Here is a 16517-nt window from a genome sequence, read left to right as displayed (position 1 = left end):
ATAGGAAGAAAGTATGACAGACTTTTTCAACCTGGCAGTCAAATACCTGCCCGAACTATTCAGCGCAGCACTCAAATACACCTTGCCCCTGACGGCCATTTCCTTCTTTTTCGGATTGATTTTTGCCTCACTGACGGCTTTAATTCGAGTGGCAAAATTACCGCAAAACGAATGGGCGGCCGCCTTCTTACAGATTATTAAATGGATTGCCAACGCCTACGTCTGGTTCTTCCGTTCAACACCGTTGATTGTACAGCTTTTCATCGTCTTTTACGGTCTACCAAACGCCCACATCGCCCTCTTCCAGTCGGCTTGGGTATCAGCGATTACAGTCTTTTCATTGAACACCGGCGCTTACGCTTCCGAAACGATTCGTGCATCGATTTCATCCGTTCCCGAAGTGCAAAAGCAGGCAGCCGAATCACTTGGCATGACACGGGGCCAAGTTTACTTGAACGTTGTCTTACCACAGGCGGCCCGGATTTCAATTCCACCCCTGTCCAATTCATTAATCGGTTTGTTGAAGGATACGTCACTGGCCTCCGTCATCACCATTGTCGAAATCTTCTACTTGTCCCAGCAAATCGCTGCCGCCAATTATAAGGTCTTGTCGATGTACATTTTGGTCGCCATGGTCTACGCCTTCTTCACGTCCATTCTATCAATCGGTCAGCACTACTTAGAGAAGTACACATCGAGGTTTGCCCAATGATTCAAGTTAAAAATCTCAGTAAGCACTACCCTGACAAAATCGCCTTGGACGACATCTCATTAGACTTTCCTGCCGAAGAGACAACGGCCATTGTCGGCCCCTCTGGATCTGGTAAGTCAACCTTACTCCAGGCGCTGAACCTCTTGGAACGCCCCAATAGCGGTCTGTTGACCATCGATGACCTTCATTTGGATTTGGCCAACCCATTGACGAATAATCAGATTTTACAAATCCGTCAAAAGACCGCCATGGTCTTCCAAGAAAAGGCGCTCTTCACCCATCTAACGGTTTTGAAAAACCTGACGGAAGGGCCCATTAAGGTTCAAAAGAAGTCAAAAGCAGCCGCTGAAAAAAAAGCCCAAGAACTTTTAGAGCAGTTTGGTATGACGGAGCTAAAGAATCGCTATCCTTACCAACTTTCGGGTGGTCAGCAGCAACGCGTCGCCATTCTACGGGCTTTGGCCATGGAACCCAAGTACTTACTCTTGGATGAACCAACCTCTGCCCTCGATCCAGAATTAGAGGCCCAGGTACTCCGCGTCCTAAAGGACTTGGCCCAAAAGAACACGTCGATGATTATTGTCACGCACAACATGTCCTTTGCCGAACAGGTCGCCGATCAAATCGTCTTTATTGACAATGGTTCAGTTGGCTACCAAGGACCAACCGACGGCTTCTTCCACTCGACGGAAACACGAATTAAAAAGTTCTTGGGAGCAATGTCTTTCTAATGGCCAAGAAAAAAGCAAATCAAAAGCGTTTGACACAAACCGTCACCATGGTTATTGCCTTAGTGGCGGTTTTTGCCTTTCAAACTTTCCAAAAGCAAAATCAATCAAATCAAAAGCCTGAGGGGCAAAAGCAAAGCACCGTCTTGCAATCGGCCAAAAAAGCCAACCGCTCCTCGAACGTAACGGCAACATCGGCATCCGATCAAGCACTCTTAGCCATCAAATGGGATGGCACATTGGATGGCGACCTGGTTCATTTGAATCAGAACCAAGCGACTTTTTCAGATGAGGAATTAAAGCAAACATTCCCGGCGGACGGCAGCAAGTTAAATCCCGTTAACGGCCTCGCCCTTTCACCACTGGACAGCCTGGGTCGTTCCGGTCAAGCCAACTTCCTTGCCTCAAAACAGTCGATGAACCAAGTCACCAAACGCCCCAGTCAAATCCCAAAGAGCGTTCGCCCCTCCGGATGGAATCAGGGTGACAGCTTTAATGGCCATGCTTGGGTTGGCGGTTCTCATAACAACCCCAAAGTCACGCTTGGTGGAAGTAAGCAATCACTCTGGAACAAGTCCCACATTGTCGGCTACCAGTTCTTTGGGATGGCCACGATGGTGACCGAAAACATGACCACTGGAACCCGTGTTGAAAACGCCTATCCTGGTCAGCTCGTTCCAGAAGACGACATTCGCTACGCAATCAAAGAACATCCCGGCATCACTATCCGAGGCCAAGTAACCCCGGTGTATGCGGGCAACGAGCTTGTACCGCGCGGTGTTCATTACATGGCCAAATCCGTTGAGGATAACGGTGCCAGCCTGAACCTCAATTACTGGATTTTCAACGTGCAACCCGGTGTTTCGATTAACTATCAAACGGGTGCGGCATCGATTAACTAAAAAATGAAAAAGTCGGACAGAAAAACGAATCGCTGTCCGACTTTTTTACTTGCACAAAAAAAAGAAGCGAAATCAATCGCTTCTTAACGGATGCCCTCGGTGGGAGTCGAACCCACACGGTGTTGCCACCACTGGATTTTGAGTCCAGCGCGTCTGCCAATTCCGCCACAAGGGCATTGTCTTTTACAACTTTATTAGTTTATCAAGGCCCGACCCTTCTGTCAATAAAAAAAGAGCGATTTCTGCTCTTTTTTACTGCTTATTTCGTTTTAGCCAGTCCTCATGACTCTCGTCATTCATCACGTGGTCAACGTGTTTTTCAGCGTTGGCTAAAAGGTCAATCATATGAGAATCCGTTAAGCGGTAATAGACCGTTCGGCCAACTTTTTGAACGGCAACGACCTGCTCTTCTCGCAGTTTTTTCAATTGATGCGAGACGGCGGACTGCTCCATTTGGAGCGCCTCAATTAACTCACTCACCGAATAAGGCTTTTCTTCTAAAAGCATGAGAATGGCCAAGCGTTTCTCCGATGCCAGTAATTTAAAGATATGACTCAATTCACGTTGGATTTCTGTTTTCATATAATTATTATAGCAAGGAATCCATCAAATGCGCCTTTTTAACCAATAAAAAAGCAGCTGACATGTCAGCTGCTTTTCAAGAAATTTTAGTTTTGGACAATCAAAACCGAAGTTTTTGAGTTGCGAGCAATGTAAGCTGCCTGTGAACCAATTGATCCCCAGAAACCTTCACGTGAGTGCGCCCCAACAACAACCAAATCAGCATTGACACGTGGCGAAATGTCTTCGACAAGGATTTCGCCAAATTTAACACCGTCATCAAAGACCGTATCAACGGATTGGACACCTTGCTTTTCAGCATAGGCACGGTACTTTTCCAAGTTCTTTTCGATTTCTTCGCGCTTTTCCTTAATCACATCCAAGTGCAAGGCGGAAACGGCTGACAGGTCACCCATTTCCAAAACCGAAGCGATAATCAAGTGTGCATCATCTTCGCGCGCCTGGTGAATCGCGTTGGCCAAGGCGTTGTAACCTTGTTCGGATTCATCAACACCAACCAAGATGTTTTTAAAATGTTTTGGTTCAATGTTCAATTGTAATTCAGCCATGGTAGCCTCCTATTTGTTCAACTTAGCCGGCGAAAATTTGGTAAACAAGGAACACGTTAATCAACGTTAACGAAGCGAAGCAGAACCAACCAGTCCACTTAACCCACGCTGAGTTCGCGTACTCGCCCATGATCTTCTTCGATGAAGTGAAGTAAATCAATGGTGCCATTGAGAATGGCAAGGCAATTGACAAGAAGACCTGAGTTGACTCAATCAAATCATCCATCTTTGCTTCGTTACCGCCATACATGAGGGCGATAATCAAAACTGGCGTAATGGCAATACCACGCGTAATGACACGACGAAGCCACATTGGGATTCGGAAGTGCAAGAATCCTTCCATGATGATTTCACCAGTCAAGGTACCAGTAATCGTGGAGTTCTGTCCAGAAGCCAAGAGGGCCAAGGCAAAGAGTGTTGACAACACTGGCGAAGCGATGGCTCCGGCAATGTTGTGATCATTCAAGGCGTCGTACAATTGGTGGAAGCCGGACAATTCTTGGGCGTGACCGAAGAACAAGGCGGCACCAACAATCAAGAGCATTGAGTTGATGAAGAAGGCCAAAGTCAATTGGATGTTGGAATCCCAAGTCATCAAACGAACGGCTTCCTTCACTTCTGCTGGATCATCGTGGTTGACCTTACGAGTCTGTGAAATTGATGAGTGCAAGTAAAGGTTGTGGGGCATAACCGTGGCACCAATGATACCAGCCGTCATGTAAAGTGGGCTATCAAGTCCCTGAAGGGCGTGCATTGACATTGTCTTAGGACGAGGCACATAGTTCCCCATGATGGCCATCCAGTCAGGACGTGACAAGATTGTCAAGTAAACAAAGACTGCCAAAATCGTCAAGATCAAGGTCATGACAATCGCTTCAATCTTACGGAATCCGAACTTCATCAACAACAACAAGATGATAACATCGAAGGCCGTCATGAAGACCGTGACCAAAAGTGGCCAACCAAAAAGCAGTGATAAGGCAATGGCACCACCGACAACTTCGGCGATATCCGTTGCGACCAGGGCTAATTCAGTCATGATCCAGAGGGCGTAACGACCAAACTTGTTGGTACGGTTACCCGTTGCCTGGGCCAAGTCTTCTTGCTTAACGATTCCAAGCTTTCCCGCCATATACTGCAAGAGCATGGCAATTAAAGATGAAATCAAGACAACAGACAAAAGCAAGTAGTGGTATGCGGCACCACCGGCAATTGATGTCACCCAGTTACCTGGATCCATATAACCAACGGCAACCAAGGCCCCTGGTCCAGAAAAGGCGAGCAAACGACGCCAGAAAGATCCATTCTTTGGTACTTCAATGGATCCGTTAACTTCAGCCAGTGATTTTTCACCAGTGTGCTCAATCAATGAGTGATGAGGCTTTTTATTTACGGAATTGTCCATAATTGTCTCCTTTGGATTTCTCCTCAGGAAGGCCATCGAAACGTTTTTAAAAGCGCGCAAAAGCAAAAAAGGCCGGAAAATCCCCTTGCCAATTATGCAATCATTCTAAATTAATAAATGATGCCGGACTTATTATTTTTAAAACGCTAAATAATTTTCATAAAGGATTTCATTCAACTTGGTTGTTGAAAGCTTATGAAAGCTACTTAACTCAATGACTTTTCCTAAGTCTAGATTTAATATTACACGGGAAAGACGAGAGGTCAAGCGAAATTTTTGTAACTTTTTAAACGCTTTTGACTAAAAAGTCGAAAAAAGAGCCTGAAACTAAGGTTCAGGCTCTTTTTATGATTACTTCTTAATTTAAGTAAACCTTGAATCATTCTCATTTACTCGAGAACGGTTCTTATTTATTAGAATTTTAAAGGGATTTTGTACGCTTTTATCATTCTAAATCACGTTACAATTTTCTTCCTTCTGCTGCCCTTCCATTTGAATCGTCACGTGGCTAATGCCGAAACGATCCTTCAGCTCATTTTCAATCGTATTCAGTGTTTTCAAGCCATGTTCGTCTTGCAAACAGCTGTCCGATAATGACAAATGGACGGTCAAAGCCGTTTCCGTTGTCGACAGTGGCCAGATGTGCAAATCATGCAAGCCAATCACCCCTTCTTTTTGAACGAGGTAATCGTAAATCGCATCAGCGTCAACTTCGTCAGGAACCCCATTAATAGCCAAGTTCACGGTTTCTTTCATAACGGGCCAGGCCGTCACTAAAATAATCACGCCAATCAGCAAAGAAACAACGGGATCGATTAACTGCCAGCCCGTGACTTTGATCAACCAACCGGCCAAAATCACCCCAATGGACACCCCGGCATCGGACAGCAAGTGGATGTAAGCCGTTTTGGCATTCAAATCCTGATCGGCTCCCGCATGGCTGTGACCGTGTTCGTCTGGGACTCCAGAGGCTTTGAAAAGCATGGCCGTGGACAGGTTAACAACGATTCCGATGGCGGCCACCACCGTGATAATCATCCCGTTCGTATGAATACTACCCGGATTCAATAAGTCGCTAACCCCTTCGACAAAAATCGTTCCCACTGCAAAAAGTAAGAGAACGGTATTAAAAATCGAGGCCAAGATGGAGACATTGTGCCAGCCGTAGGTTTTACTCCTGGTTGCCTTAATACCAAAAACCAAAACCGCCAACCAGGCGATGACCAAAGCTAAGACATCGGATAAATTGTGAAAGGCATCGGCAAAAAGGGCAGTCGAATGGGCCAACTTAGCAAAAACAAGCTCGGACAAAACGAAAATCAAATTCAACGAAATGCCAATCAGGTATGGTAGCTGTGAAGGCTGTGCGTCCTGTCCTTCGTGATGGTGAAGATGATTTTCCTTTTGGTGAGCAACAACGGAACTGGCTCCTTCTCTAGCCAGTCCTTCATTTTTTTGAGACATATATGCTTCCTCCTTTTTGTATCATACCGTTTTTTGCATAAAAAAAAAGCCCTTCGGCTTAGTTTTTTAATTCTTTGAAAAATTCACTGGCATCGCCAATCACTTGTTTGACACCAGCCATTGCAGGTAGAGGTGTTAAATTAACGGCAAAAATTGGCACATTGGCCTTGGCCGCATTCAGCAAGCCAGCAAAGGGATAGACTTTAAAAGAAGTCCCGACAAGGCAGATTAAATCCGCCTGACTCACCCAATCAACCGCCTCTTCCACTCGAAAAGGCACCTCACCGTAAAAGGTAATTCTTGGGCGAATCTTAGCGCCGTCCCCCTCGCGGTACAAGGACTGTTGGTAGGCTGCCAAAGTCGCCGAAGCGCCGTCTTTTGGTGTATAGAGATCATAAAGCGAGCCGTGAAAACGAATCAAATCGGAATCACTCAGTCCAGCTCGCACATCCAAATCATCGATGTTTTGCGTAATGACTTTGGCACGGCCCTCTTGGACAAAGGCGGCCATCTTTTGGTGAATCACGTTGGGTTTTGCCTCCGGAAAATAAAGGTTTTCCTGCATAAAGGCATACTGAACCTCAGGAATCTCGGCAAAGGCTTGGTCGGATAACAGGTATTCCGGTGTGTAAGCCAGATTTTGATAGACCCCGTTTTTCGAGCGGTAATCCGGAATTCCCGAAGCGGTGGAAACGCCAGCTCCAGTTAGAAAAACAATGTGTTTGGCCTGATCAAAGGCCTGTTGAATATCTTGTTGAACGAGTCCCAATTTCGCCCTCCTCCGTCAAAATTACGAACGTAAGATGTATGGCAGCGCCAGTTTCTCTAAGAGTTCGCGCACCGATAGTGCGTACAGTTCCGTAAAGAACTTTGGTCGATCAGCCGGGTTTTTGGGCGGTGCAATGACGAAAGTATTCTGCTGGTCCTGCTTACCCAATCCGACGTAGGCCTTTTCCTTTGAAGCAAAGTCCGTCATCTCGGAATGGAAGATTTCAAAGAGGTTTTTGACCGGTCCATTCAACTGCCGTTCAGACAAGACCGGTGCCAGCGTTACGTACTGCTTGGCGTTGACCGTTGGTAAATCAGCCTTTTCCAATAGTTCATCCAGCCCAGCAAAGACACGAACAATGGTTTTGCGAATCGTGCGCGAATCCTTCAGGTCCGCTGTCACAATGAGCTCAGACAGGGACTTGGCCGCCGCATTGGCTTTTGGATACAAAGTCTTGTACTGCGCATCGGCTTGCTTCGCTGCCTCCGCCAACTTGTTTTCAGCTAAGACTTTGTTAAAAATCTGAGCGTCAACAAGGGACAGCAAACGGAAGAGGTGTTGCCCATCAATGTCTTTTTCCTCTGGCGTCAATTCGTCTTCGATTCCCGCCTGAAAGGCAGTCGCCGTTTCAGCAGTCAAGAAGCCCTGCTTGGCCATTTCACGATAGCTGATACCATGCATGACCATCTTGTGAAGGCGGCTAGCGATTGTCACTAGCTGTTGATCCAGTGCTTCATCTTCAAAAGTGAGGCCAAAAAAGATTTGTGGCACAATGCCATTCAAAGAAAGGAGCAATTGCAGCAATTCCGTTCCGATGACAAAGTCCGCTTCGGTCTTGTCAGGAATCTCAATTAACAAGCGGTCTGCCAAAAACGATTGTTGGCTGCGATCCATTCGCAGTCGGCCGCTCTCTTCTTCACCAGTTCGAACCATCACCGTTCCGGGATAAGTTTGATTGACTTGTTCTAATAATGTCGTTAATTTAGGCGTCATGAGTTCGTATTTCTCCTAAAATTCTTTCTGCCTTTGCCTGATCAAAAGTCGTTTCGTGCGCCAATCGACTGGCGACTTTGGCAATTTCATCTTCTTGTGCACCCGCCTGGATAGCCAGTGTTCGGGCCTGCATTTTCATATGACCGGCCTGAATACCCTTGCCGGATACTGCTTTCAACGCGGCTAAGTTGTTGGCTAAGCCGGTGGCCAAAATTAGTTTTTTCAAACGATCCAGATCCGGCTGGCCCATCAACAATAAATTCTTCGAGGCCATTGGCAAGGCCGCCATGGCGCCGCCCAAGAGGCCGATGTTTAATGGCATGGTCAGTTGACCAGCCAGGTATTTTTGGTCATCGGTCAAGGCCCAAGATGATAGGGAGCGGTAGGCACCATGACGAGCAGCGTAGGCGTGCCCGGCGGCTTCAACAGCGCGAAAATCATTTCCCGTGGCGAGAACGACCGAAGAAATTCCGTTAAAGATTCCCTTATTCTCGGTCACCGCCCGATCGACATCCACTTGGCCAAATTCAGCCAAAGCGACAATCTTTTCGGCCTGTTTCAGCCCCCCCACAGCATCAACGGGGACTTTGGTGGAAACGGAAACAAGCGCCTCTTGGCCGGCATTTGACAAAATCGCGCCAGCAATCTGTTCTTTTAAATCGTCAAAGTCGCCCTTAACCGCCTCTAAAATCGTATTCACCGCGTTGGCGCCCATGGCCTTTCCAGTATCAACCGAAAGCTCTAAGACACTGTGACGGACGTCAAGGACGCGATATGCTACGGATTTAAGGCCATTCCCCCGCGCCACCATCGATGGCTTGGCCGCCTTTGCAATGGCAAATAGCCGGGACTTGCTTTCTTCAATTCGCTTGGCCAAAAGCTTTTGGTCAACATCGTGGAAGAGAATTTGGCCAGTCAATCGTGCCTGACTCGCCTTTTCACTAAAAAAACCCGAACCCAAAGCAGCCATTCGTGCGCCATTACTAGCAGCCGCCACAACGGATGGCTCTTCTGTGACCATTGGAATCATACTTTTTTGACCATCTAAGAGCAATGCTGGCAAGAGCCCTTCGGGTAAGGCAAAGTCAGCTAGATAATTCTCAATCAAATGCGCACTTTCTTTCCCTTGGTGCTCAAAAAAGAAGGCCCGGTCTTCCGCTGATAAGTTCAGCTGATTTAACCGTTCTTCCGCTGTTAATTGATAAAATTTCTTGGTCATGACAACTTAAATTCCTTTTGGATCAATTCAAAAATCAGCCCTTCGCGCACACCGGATTCTGAAAAGATGACCTTTGGTGATTGAATGGCCCGGACCAAATTCAAGACGGGCAAAAGACCGGAAACGATGATGTCTGCTCGACTTTTTTCTAGTCCAGCCAGGTGTTCGCGTTCCTTTCGATCCATTTGCGCGATTTCAGAAAAGATTTGTTCCACCCGAGAGCCGGATAGGAAAAGACCATGGAGGCTCTTTTGTCCCTGTTTCGTCCACCCTTTTTTCTCGGCCATTTTAGCCAGTGACCGGTTGGCGCCACCAAGCAAGATCACAGGCTGCCCCTGGTTATTTTTAATAAAAGGCTGTTTCTCGTAGGCAGCGGTAATCTGCTGGCAGGCTGCTTGGACAGCTTCTTTTGCCACTTTATCAGCCAATTGGTACTTCTCCGAAAGGTTGACTGCACCAAAAGGCAGTGAGAGTTCCACCTCGGCCTGGCGGTTGCGGTATGGAATCAATTCAACGGAAGCACCGCCGGTATCTAAAATAACGGCCGATGACTCATCTGGTAACGAAGCTAAAACACCTAAGAAGTCATAGTGTGCCTCTTCCTCACCAGTTAAAACGCGCAAGTTCAAGCCCACTTCTTCTTTGACCCGTTTTAAAAAGTCCGCCTGATTCTTCGCCGTTCGAACCGCGGCCGTTGTGATGCCATAAGTCGCATCGACTGAGTAAAGACGGATTTTTTCCTGGTAGTCCTTTAACACGGCCAGCGTCTTGTCGATTTGCTCTTCTTGTAAAAGCAAAGACTCACCCATGCCCTTCGACAAACGAGTATCCTCTTTCACCCGGTAAAGTTCCCGGTAAGAGCCGTCGCTTTTCAGCTTTTCAACGACCAAACGGGCCGAATTACTGCCCAAATCAATTATTGCAATTGTCTTCTCTTGCATCAGCTGCCTCATTTAGGGGTTATGCTCCAGTATAACATGGAATGGAGGGCAAAGAAAAAGCACCGGATCACAATCCGATGCTTTTGATTTACTCTTCAAGGGTTTCCCCAATTTGTGCAAGATAAGTTGACGCAATGCTTGTACCAGACGATGGTACATCACCACCGAATTGAGAACCCGTTTCCTTCTCAGCTAGGCCAAGTTGGGCACGAAGCTTATCGGTAATCCGTTGCTTTTCCTTCGTCGTGACTGCCTGATAAGAAACACCAGCCGACATGACACCCGTTCCCTGCATGTGGTCAGAGTCCTGGTTCTTTGCAGCCGAACGATACTTCTGTGCAATCTTAATGATGTTGTTAAAGGAAAGATCGGTTTGCGCATACTTCGACAAGGACTTGATGAAGGAAGCGTTCAGCAAAGTCTCCGCATTCACAGACTTCTTGATCAATGCTTCAAGAACCAACCGTTGTCGTTGCTGACGGCCATAGTCGCCTTGCGGATCATCATAACGCATTCGTGAGAAGGCCAAAGCAGCATCACCAGTCAGCTTTGTCTTTGATGACGTCCAAGTCTCCCCGTTGTCATCCGAGTATTCCCACTTTGTCGATCCCTTGTGGAAACGATACAAGTTGGCACCATAAGCGTGAGCCGTATCTTGACTATATTGGAAGTCCATTGGTGACTTCACGGAAACGCCACCGACTTTGTCAACCAAGGTCGTCAGGCCCTTCATATTAACCAGTGCATAGGAGTCAACCGGAACGTTCAAATAGTTTTGAACGGCTTCCATCGTTGCCCCAACACCACCATAAGCATAAGCGGCGTTTAACTTCTGTGGGAAGGAATCTTCATAACCAGGAATGGCCGTCATGATATCACGTGGGATGGAAACCATCGTCACCTTATTCTGCTTAGGATTGATGGTAACCAACATCATCGAATCCGTCAAACCTGAACGATCGTTTCGATTCAATTCACCAACATCGGTTCCAAGCAGCAAAACCGAGAAAGGCTTTCCGCGAGCAATCAAGTTGGAAACATTCCGCATCTTATTAATCTTAGCGGACTTTTGAATGTCATCAATCGATCCCTTGTACTGGGCGTATAGATAAGTTCCCCAACCGGCGATGGTAAGAACAATGATAACGAAGATGGACAAGAGCCACTTACGAAGGCGGCTTCGCTTCTTATTTTTTTGTCGAACACCATCATAACGTGCTTTACGCGAAAACTGGTTTGGTTCCTGTTGCATAAAAATGTGCTCTGCTTTCTAACAATTTTTTAGACTTTTTCTTAATTTCTACTATTCTATCACAGAGCATGTTAAACAGAAGTTAAAACGCCTGTTCCGACCCTTTTCTTAGGAAAAGCTTTACCATTGTATAAAATTATAAAGAAAAAGACGACTAGGAAAACCTAGCCGTCTCGGAAATTTATTTATAAATTAGCCAGCGATACCAACGATCGTGTCACCAACGATGGCGAAACCAACCTTAGTGAATGAAGCGTTCATCAACCAGTTACGGTGTGCAGGTGCTGCAACCATACCAGTTTCGTTGTACCATGCATCAACAACAGCTGATGGTGACCAGTCGATGGCAACAACTTCAGGTCCAGCAACTTGTTGGAAGTGACCAGTAGGCAAACCACCGTTTGCTTCGGCGTTAGCGGCACGTGAAGCAGCCGTTGCTGCCAATGAAGCATCGTATGATACAGGTGCCAAACCAGCGGCTGCACGCTTAGCGTTCATCGCGTTGATGATCGTTTGAACAGAACCGTTTGCGCCAGCTGAGTACGTTGAGTAATCAACAGATGACGTCGTTGCAGCTTGTGCTTGCGTGTTCGTGTTCGTCGTTGCTTGCGTGTTTGTGTCATCAGAAGCTGATGCCGTTACGTTTTCATCAGCTGAAGCTTGTACATCAGATGATGCGCTTGCACCGGCAATGCCGTCAGTTGAAATCGTGTTACCAGCGATGATCAAGTCAGGGTTGGCAATGTTGTTCTTGGCTACCAATTCATCAACCGTAACGTTGTTGTTAGCGGCGATTTGTGACAAAGTGTCACCATCTTGGATAGTGATTTCGTTAGCAGAAGCATGGGCACCTGCTGCGGCAAAGGCAGTAGCAGACGCTAATGCAGCCAAGATTGTCTTAGTTACGTTATTCTTCATGAGAGACTCTCCATATTTTGTACTTATTTTTTGGATATTTCGCGCATCAAACCGATGCGTTCAATCTATATGCCTATTGTAGACGCTCCGCGTTACTGCAGAATATCCCATAGGTTACATTTATATTACAATAAATCAACCACCATTGCAACTTAAATGGTGAGTAATAAGGAACCATATGTGAAACCAGCACCAAAGCCGGTCAGTAACACCTTCTTTCCGGTCAGATCAACTTGGCTATTCAACTGGTCAAAGGCCATCGCGATACCTGCAGATGAGGCGTTTCCATATTCTTGGACATTCGTGACAAATTTTGTCATCGGTTGCCCAAGTGTTTCAGCTACCTTCTCAATCATTTTCAGATTAGCCTGGTGTAAGACAAAGTAATCGATATCATCAACCGTCAGCCCTTCTTTGGCTAGAAAAGTCACGATGTGATCAGGAATCTTGGTCGTTACTTCATTGTACACAGCACGTCCTTCCTGGGCAAAGGCATCAATCTTGGGATAATTGTTCGCCGCTAATTTCTCCAGGGGCGCAATACGGCCTGAGTGAACGACTCGTTCATCCCCCACCGTATGCATCTCTTCGGCAGCAATCACACCTTCTTCACTGGGCGCAATAATGGCAGCACCAGCGCCATCCCCGAAGAAAACCGTTGACGTCCGGTCTGAAAAGTCCATCATCTTCGAATTCACTTCGGCGGCAATCACCAGTCCGTACTGATAGGCACCACTTTTGATGAACTTATCCGCCGTTGACAGTCCAAAGACAAAACCGGCACAGGCCGTCGAAAGATCGAATCCCCAGGCGTTTTTAGCGCCAAGGTTGCGTTGAACCAAGGCGGCCGTTGACGGCGCTAGGCCATCCGGCGTAAAGGTGGTCACAATGATAAAGCCAAGTTCATCTGCTGCAACCCCCGCTCGTTCAAGCGCAATTTCTGCCGCCTTGGTGGCCAAGTCCGAGGTATTTTCACCTCGCAGGGAAACCCGGCGTGACTTGATCCCCGTGTGAGCAACAATCCACTCGTCCGAAGTGTCGACCACTTTTGCCAAGTCGTCATTGGTTACGATGTCTTCTGGCACATAATGGCCAGTGGCCAGTATCTTACTTCCAATCATAATCATCCCTATTTTGTATTCGAGCAAGAAAACCATTCGACGGCTTCCTCAGCTCAACATCAGATTAACGAATCTATACTAAATTAACATAAAAACCCCACCAAAGGTGAGGATTTTTTTATGTGCTGTCAATAAATAAAGCTTAGGCTTTCTTCAAATCAGTCAAACGCTTCTTGGTTGAGGCAGCCTTTTCCTGCCAGTCGGCCAACTTTTCCTTTTCCTTTGCCACAACGGCTTCAGGTGCGGAAGAAACGAACTTTTCATTTGAAAGCTTCCCTTGGCCACGTTTCACTTCTTTGTCAAACTTCGCCAATTCGCCTTCCAATCGTTCAATTTCAGCGTCAATATCGATCAAACCAGCAAGTGGTACGTAAATCTCAGCACCCGAGATGACTTGTGACATGGCCAAGTCTGGCACTTGAACATCGGCTGCAATCGTCAGAGACTTTGGCTTGACAAAGCGTTGGATGTAATCGGCGTTATCGTTAAAGATGGCAACCAACTGCTCGTCTTTGACCTTGATCATCACGTCGATTTCCTTTGACATTGGTGCTTTGGCTTCGGCACGAATGGTCCGGACCGCCACAATCAAATCTTGCAAGGACTTAAAGGAAGCGGCCGCTTCTTCGTTTTCCAATTCCTTCTTATAAATTGGGTAAGCCTGAATGCCAAGGTGAGCATCCTTGCCAGCCTGTGCAGGCATTTCCTGCCAAATGGCTTCGGCCATGAACGGCATGATTGGTTGCAACAAACGCAAAGTCTGGTCCAAAACGTAGGCCAATGTTTCTTGGACCGCCGTCTTATCACCATCACCGTTCAGTGATTCCTTGGTCATTTCGATGTACCAGTCAGCAAAGTCCGACCAGATGAAGTTGTAGAGGTCACGACCAGCTTCACCGAATTCAAACTTGTCGAAGTTATCCGTCACTTCCTTGACCGTCTTGTTCAAGCGGTCAAGAATCCACTTGTCCGCCAAGGACAATTTATCGGCATCCGGAATACGGGCAACGGTGTCGTCTTCCAAGTTCATGATGACATAGCGGGAAGCGTTCCAAATCTTATTAATGAAGTTCCAGGCCGCGTCCATCTTTTCGTAAGTAAAGCGAACGTCTTGACCTGGCGTTGAACCGGTTGCCAAGAACCAGCGCAGGGCGTCAGCTCCGTACTTTTCAATGACATCCATTGGATCAACCCCGTTACCAAGGGACTTAGACATCTTTCGTCCCTCGCCATCACGAATCAAACCGTGAATCAACACGTTCTTAAATGGTCGTTCCCCGGTAAATTCTTTTCCTTGGAACATCATCCGGGCAACCCAGAAGAAGATGATGTCGTAACCCGTTACCAACGTATTCGTTGGGTAGTAGCGGGCAAAGTCCTCGTCCAAGTTGTTTGGCCAACCCATCGTTGAAAATGGCCAGAGAGCAGAAGAGAACCAGGTATCCAAAACGTCTTGATCACGTTCCCAGTCAGCGCCTGGTGCTTCTTCACCGACGTAGATTTCTTCTTGATCCGTTCCCTTATTCTTGTACCAAGCTGGAATTTGGTGTCCCCACCAGAGTTGACGAGAAATCACCCAATCACGGATGTTTTCCATCCAACGAGTAAAGGTATCTTCAAAGCGACCGGGTACGAAGTTGACTTTTTCATCTGCATTTTGCTGCATGGCCAAAATCTGCTTAGCCAAGGGCTCCATCTTAACGAACCACTGCGTTGATAGGCGTGATTCAATGGCCACACCGGTTCGTTCTGAATGGCCAACCGAGTGAACGTATGGCTCAATCTTTAGCATGTCACCAGCGGCTTCCATGTCCTTGACCATGGCCTTACGGGCTTCAAAACGGTCCAAGCCTTCGTACTTGCCAGCATTGGCGTTCATGTGCGCATCTTCGGTCATCGTGTTGATGCGTTCCAAATCGTGACGGTTTCCGACCTGGAAATCATTTGGATCGTGGGCTGGTGTAATCTTGACCATCCCCGTTCCAAAGTCCTTTTCCACGTACTCGTCGGCGATGATTGGAATTTCACGGCCAACCAAAGGCACCTTGACCGTCTTGCCAACGATGTCCTTGTAACGTTCGTCTGAAGGGTTCACGGCAACGGCCACATCCCCAAAAATCGTTTCGGGACGGGTCGTGGCGATTTCGATATAGTCCTTGCCATCCAGCGTCGTCCCATCGGTAAATGGGTACTTAACGTGGTAGAAGGCCCCTTCGTCGTCCTGGTAAATCACTTCGATATCTGATAAAGCCGTCCGGGCCTGGGGATCCCAGTTAATGATGTATTCACCACGGTAGATCAAGCCCTTGTTGTAAAGATCGATAAAGACTTTGTTAACCGCTTCATTCAAGCCCTTGTCCAAGGTAAAGCGTTCGCGGGAGTAATCGAGGGCCAGCCCCATCTTTCCCCACTGCTTTTTGATGGTTGAGGCGTACTCGTTCTTCCAATCCCAAACCTGTTCGACGAACTTTTCGCGACCCAGATCATAACGGGAAACGCCTTCTGCACGCAAGCGCTGTTCAACCTTTGCCTGGGTGGCGATACCGGCATGGTCCATTCCCGGCAACCAGAGTGTATCGAAGCCCTGCATCCGCTTTTGACGGATTAACATGTCTTGCAAAGTCGTGTCCCAGGCGTGGCCCAAGTGCAACTTTCCCGTCACGTTTGGTGGTGGAATCACCACGGAATAAGGTTCGGGTTCGTTGCCCTGAATCGCCTTGTTGGCTTCAGGGGCAAAGAGCTTGTTATCCAACCAGTCTTGGTAGCGACCGGCTTCGACCGCCGTTGGGTCGTATTTGGTTGACATGTTGACTTCACGCATTGGTTTTTCCTCACTTTTATCGGAGCTTTTTAGATTGATTGCCATAAAAAAGCGCCCTAATCATTCGATTAGGACGCTTGCACGTGGTACCACCTAAATTGCGCTTTCAATAACATTGAAAGCACCACTTCATTCAACTTAA

At 47.2% G+C, this 16517-nt stretch carries 15 protein-coding genes and 1 tRNA gene; 3 read left to right on the top strand and 13 right to left on the bottom strand.

What is annotated here, in order from left to right; translation table 11 throughout:
* The first annotated feature begins 13 nt into the window (after nucleotides 1-13).
* From G6R30_RS00630 to G6R30_RS00620, 3 genes are read left to right on the top strand one after another with little or no spacing between them, the layout of a single operon-like run.
* Nucleotides 14-712 carry an amino acid ABC transporter permease gene (locus G6R30_RS00630; RefSeq protein ID WP_213820459.1) on the top strand — a complete coding sequence of 233 codons (699 nt, stop codon included), beginning with the start codon at nucleotides 14-16 and terminating at the stop codon, nucleotides 710-712.
* Nucleotides 709-1443, top strand: a complete 735-nt coding sequence (locus G6R30_RS00625; RefSeq protein ID WP_213820457.1) for an amino acid ABC transporter ATP-binding protein — start codon at nucleotides 709-711, stop codon at nucleotides 1441-1443. Before G6R30_RS00630 ends, G6R30_RS00625 begins: the two co-directional genes overlap by 4 nt.
* Nucleotides 1443-2342, top strand: a complete 900-nt coding sequence (locus G6R30_RS00620; protein ID WP_213820455.1) for a DNA/RNA non-specific endonuclease — start codon at nucleotides 1443-1445, stop codon at nucleotides 2340-2342. Before G6R30_RS00625 ends, G6R30_RS00620 begins: the two co-directional genes overlap by 1 nt.
* 91 nt (nucleotides 2343-2433) lie before the next feature.
* Here G6R30_RS00620 and G6R30_RS00615 read toward each other — a convergent pair.
* The 13 genes from G6R30_RS00615 to G6R30_RS00555 form a co-directional block, all read right to left on the bottom strand.
* Nucleotides 2434-2517: transfer RNA gene (locus tag G6R30_RS00615), tRNA-Leu, on the bottom strand.
* A 77-nt stretch (nucleotides 2518-2594) separates the two neighbouring features.
* Nucleotides 2595-2924: an ArsR/SmtB family transcription factor gene (locus G6R30_RS00610; RefSeq protein ID WP_213820453.1), complete on the bottom strand. Its 330-nt coding sequence runs from the start codon at nucleotides 2922-2924 to the stop codon at nucleotides 2595-2597.
* A gap of 86 nt (nucleotides 2925-3010) precedes the next feature.
* On the bottom strand, nucleotides 3011-3472 hold the full coding sequence (locus tag G6R30_RS00605; RefSeq protein ID WP_213820451.1) for a universal stress protein: 462 nt from the start codon (nucleotides 3470-3472) through the stop codon (nucleotides 3011-3013).
* Nucleotides 3473-3494: 22 nt separating this feature from the next.
* Nucleotides 3495-4877 (bottom strand): Nramp family divalent metal transporter, encoded by a 1383-nt coding sequence (locus tag G6R30_RS00600; RefSeq protein ID WP_213820449.1) that lies wholly within the window; start codon nucleotides 4875-4877, stop codon nucleotides 3495-3497.
* A gap of 450 nt (nucleotides 4878-5327) precedes the next feature.
* A complete protein-coding gene (locus G6R30_RS00595; RefSeq protein WP_213820447.1) occupies nucleotides 5328-6341 on the bottom strand; it encodes a cation diffusion facilitator family transporter in 1014 nt (337 codons plus the stop codon).
* Nucleotides 6342-6399: 58 nt separating this feature from the next.
* Nucleotides 6400-7110, bottom strand: a complete 711-nt coding sequence (locus G6R30_RS00590; RefSeq protein ID WP_213820444.1) for an NAD-dependent protein deacylase — start codon at nucleotides 7108-7110, stop codon at nucleotides 6400-6402.
* A gap of 21 nt (nucleotides 7111-7131) precedes the next feature.
* A complete protein-coding gene (locus G6R30_RS00585; protein ID WP_213820442.1) occupies nucleotides 7132-8103 on the bottom strand; it encodes a nitrate ABC transporter ATPase in 972 nt (323 codons plus the stop codon).
* Nucleotides 8093-9322, bottom strand: coding sequence for a hydroxymethylglutaryl-CoA reductase (locus tag G6R30_RS00580; RefSeq protein ID WP_213820440.1), 1230 nt, complete (start codon nucleotides 9320-9322; stop codon nucleotides 8093-8095). Before G6R30_RS00580 ends, G6R30_RS00585 begins: the two co-directional genes overlap by 11 nt.
* Nucleotides 9319-10263, bottom strand: coding sequence for a Ppx/GppA phosphatase family protein (locus G6R30_RS00575; protein WP_213820438.1), 945 nt, complete (start codon nucleotides 10261-10263; stop codon nucleotides 9319-9321). Before G6R30_RS00575 ends, G6R30_RS00580 begins: the two co-directional genes overlap by 4 nt.
* Before the next feature lie 88 nt (nucleotides 10264-10351).
* Nucleotides 10352-11515: an LCP family protein gene (locus G6R30_RS00570; RefSeq protein WP_213820436.1), complete on the bottom strand. Its 1164-nt coding sequence runs from the start codon at nucleotides 11513-11515 to the stop codon at nucleotides 10352-10354.
* Nucleotides 11516-11707: 192 nt separating this feature from the next.
* Nucleotides 11708-12433 carry a CAP domain-containing protein gene (locus G6R30_RS00565; RefSeq protein ID WP_213820434.1) on the bottom strand — a complete coding sequence of 242 codons (726 nt, stop codon included), beginning with the start codon at nucleotides 12431-12433 and terminating at the stop codon, nucleotides 11708-11710.
* Between the two features lie 152 nt (nucleotides 12434-12585).
* Nucleotides 12586-13554: a beta-ketoacyl-ACP synthase III gene (locus G6R30_RS00560; RefSeq protein WP_213820432.1), complete on the bottom strand. Its 969-nt coding sequence runs from the start codon at nucleotides 13552-13554 to the stop codon at nucleotides 12586-12588.
* A gap of 142 nt (nucleotides 13555-13696) precedes the next feature.
* A complete protein-coding gene (locus G6R30_RS00555; protein WP_213820430.1) occupies nucleotides 13697-16375 on the bottom strand; it encodes a valine--tRNA ligase in 2679 nt (892 codons plus the stop codon).
* Between the last annotated feature and the right edge of the window lie 142 nt (nucleotides 16376-16517).

The sequence above is a fragment of the Fructobacillus parabroussonetiae genome (assembly GCF_018437265.1).
GTDB classification, from domain to species: Bacteria; Bacillota; Bacilli; order Lactobacillales; family Lactobacillaceae; genus Fructobacillus; species Fructobacillus parabroussonetiae.
This window is presented reverse-complemented; position numbering and strand designations above follow the sequence as displayed.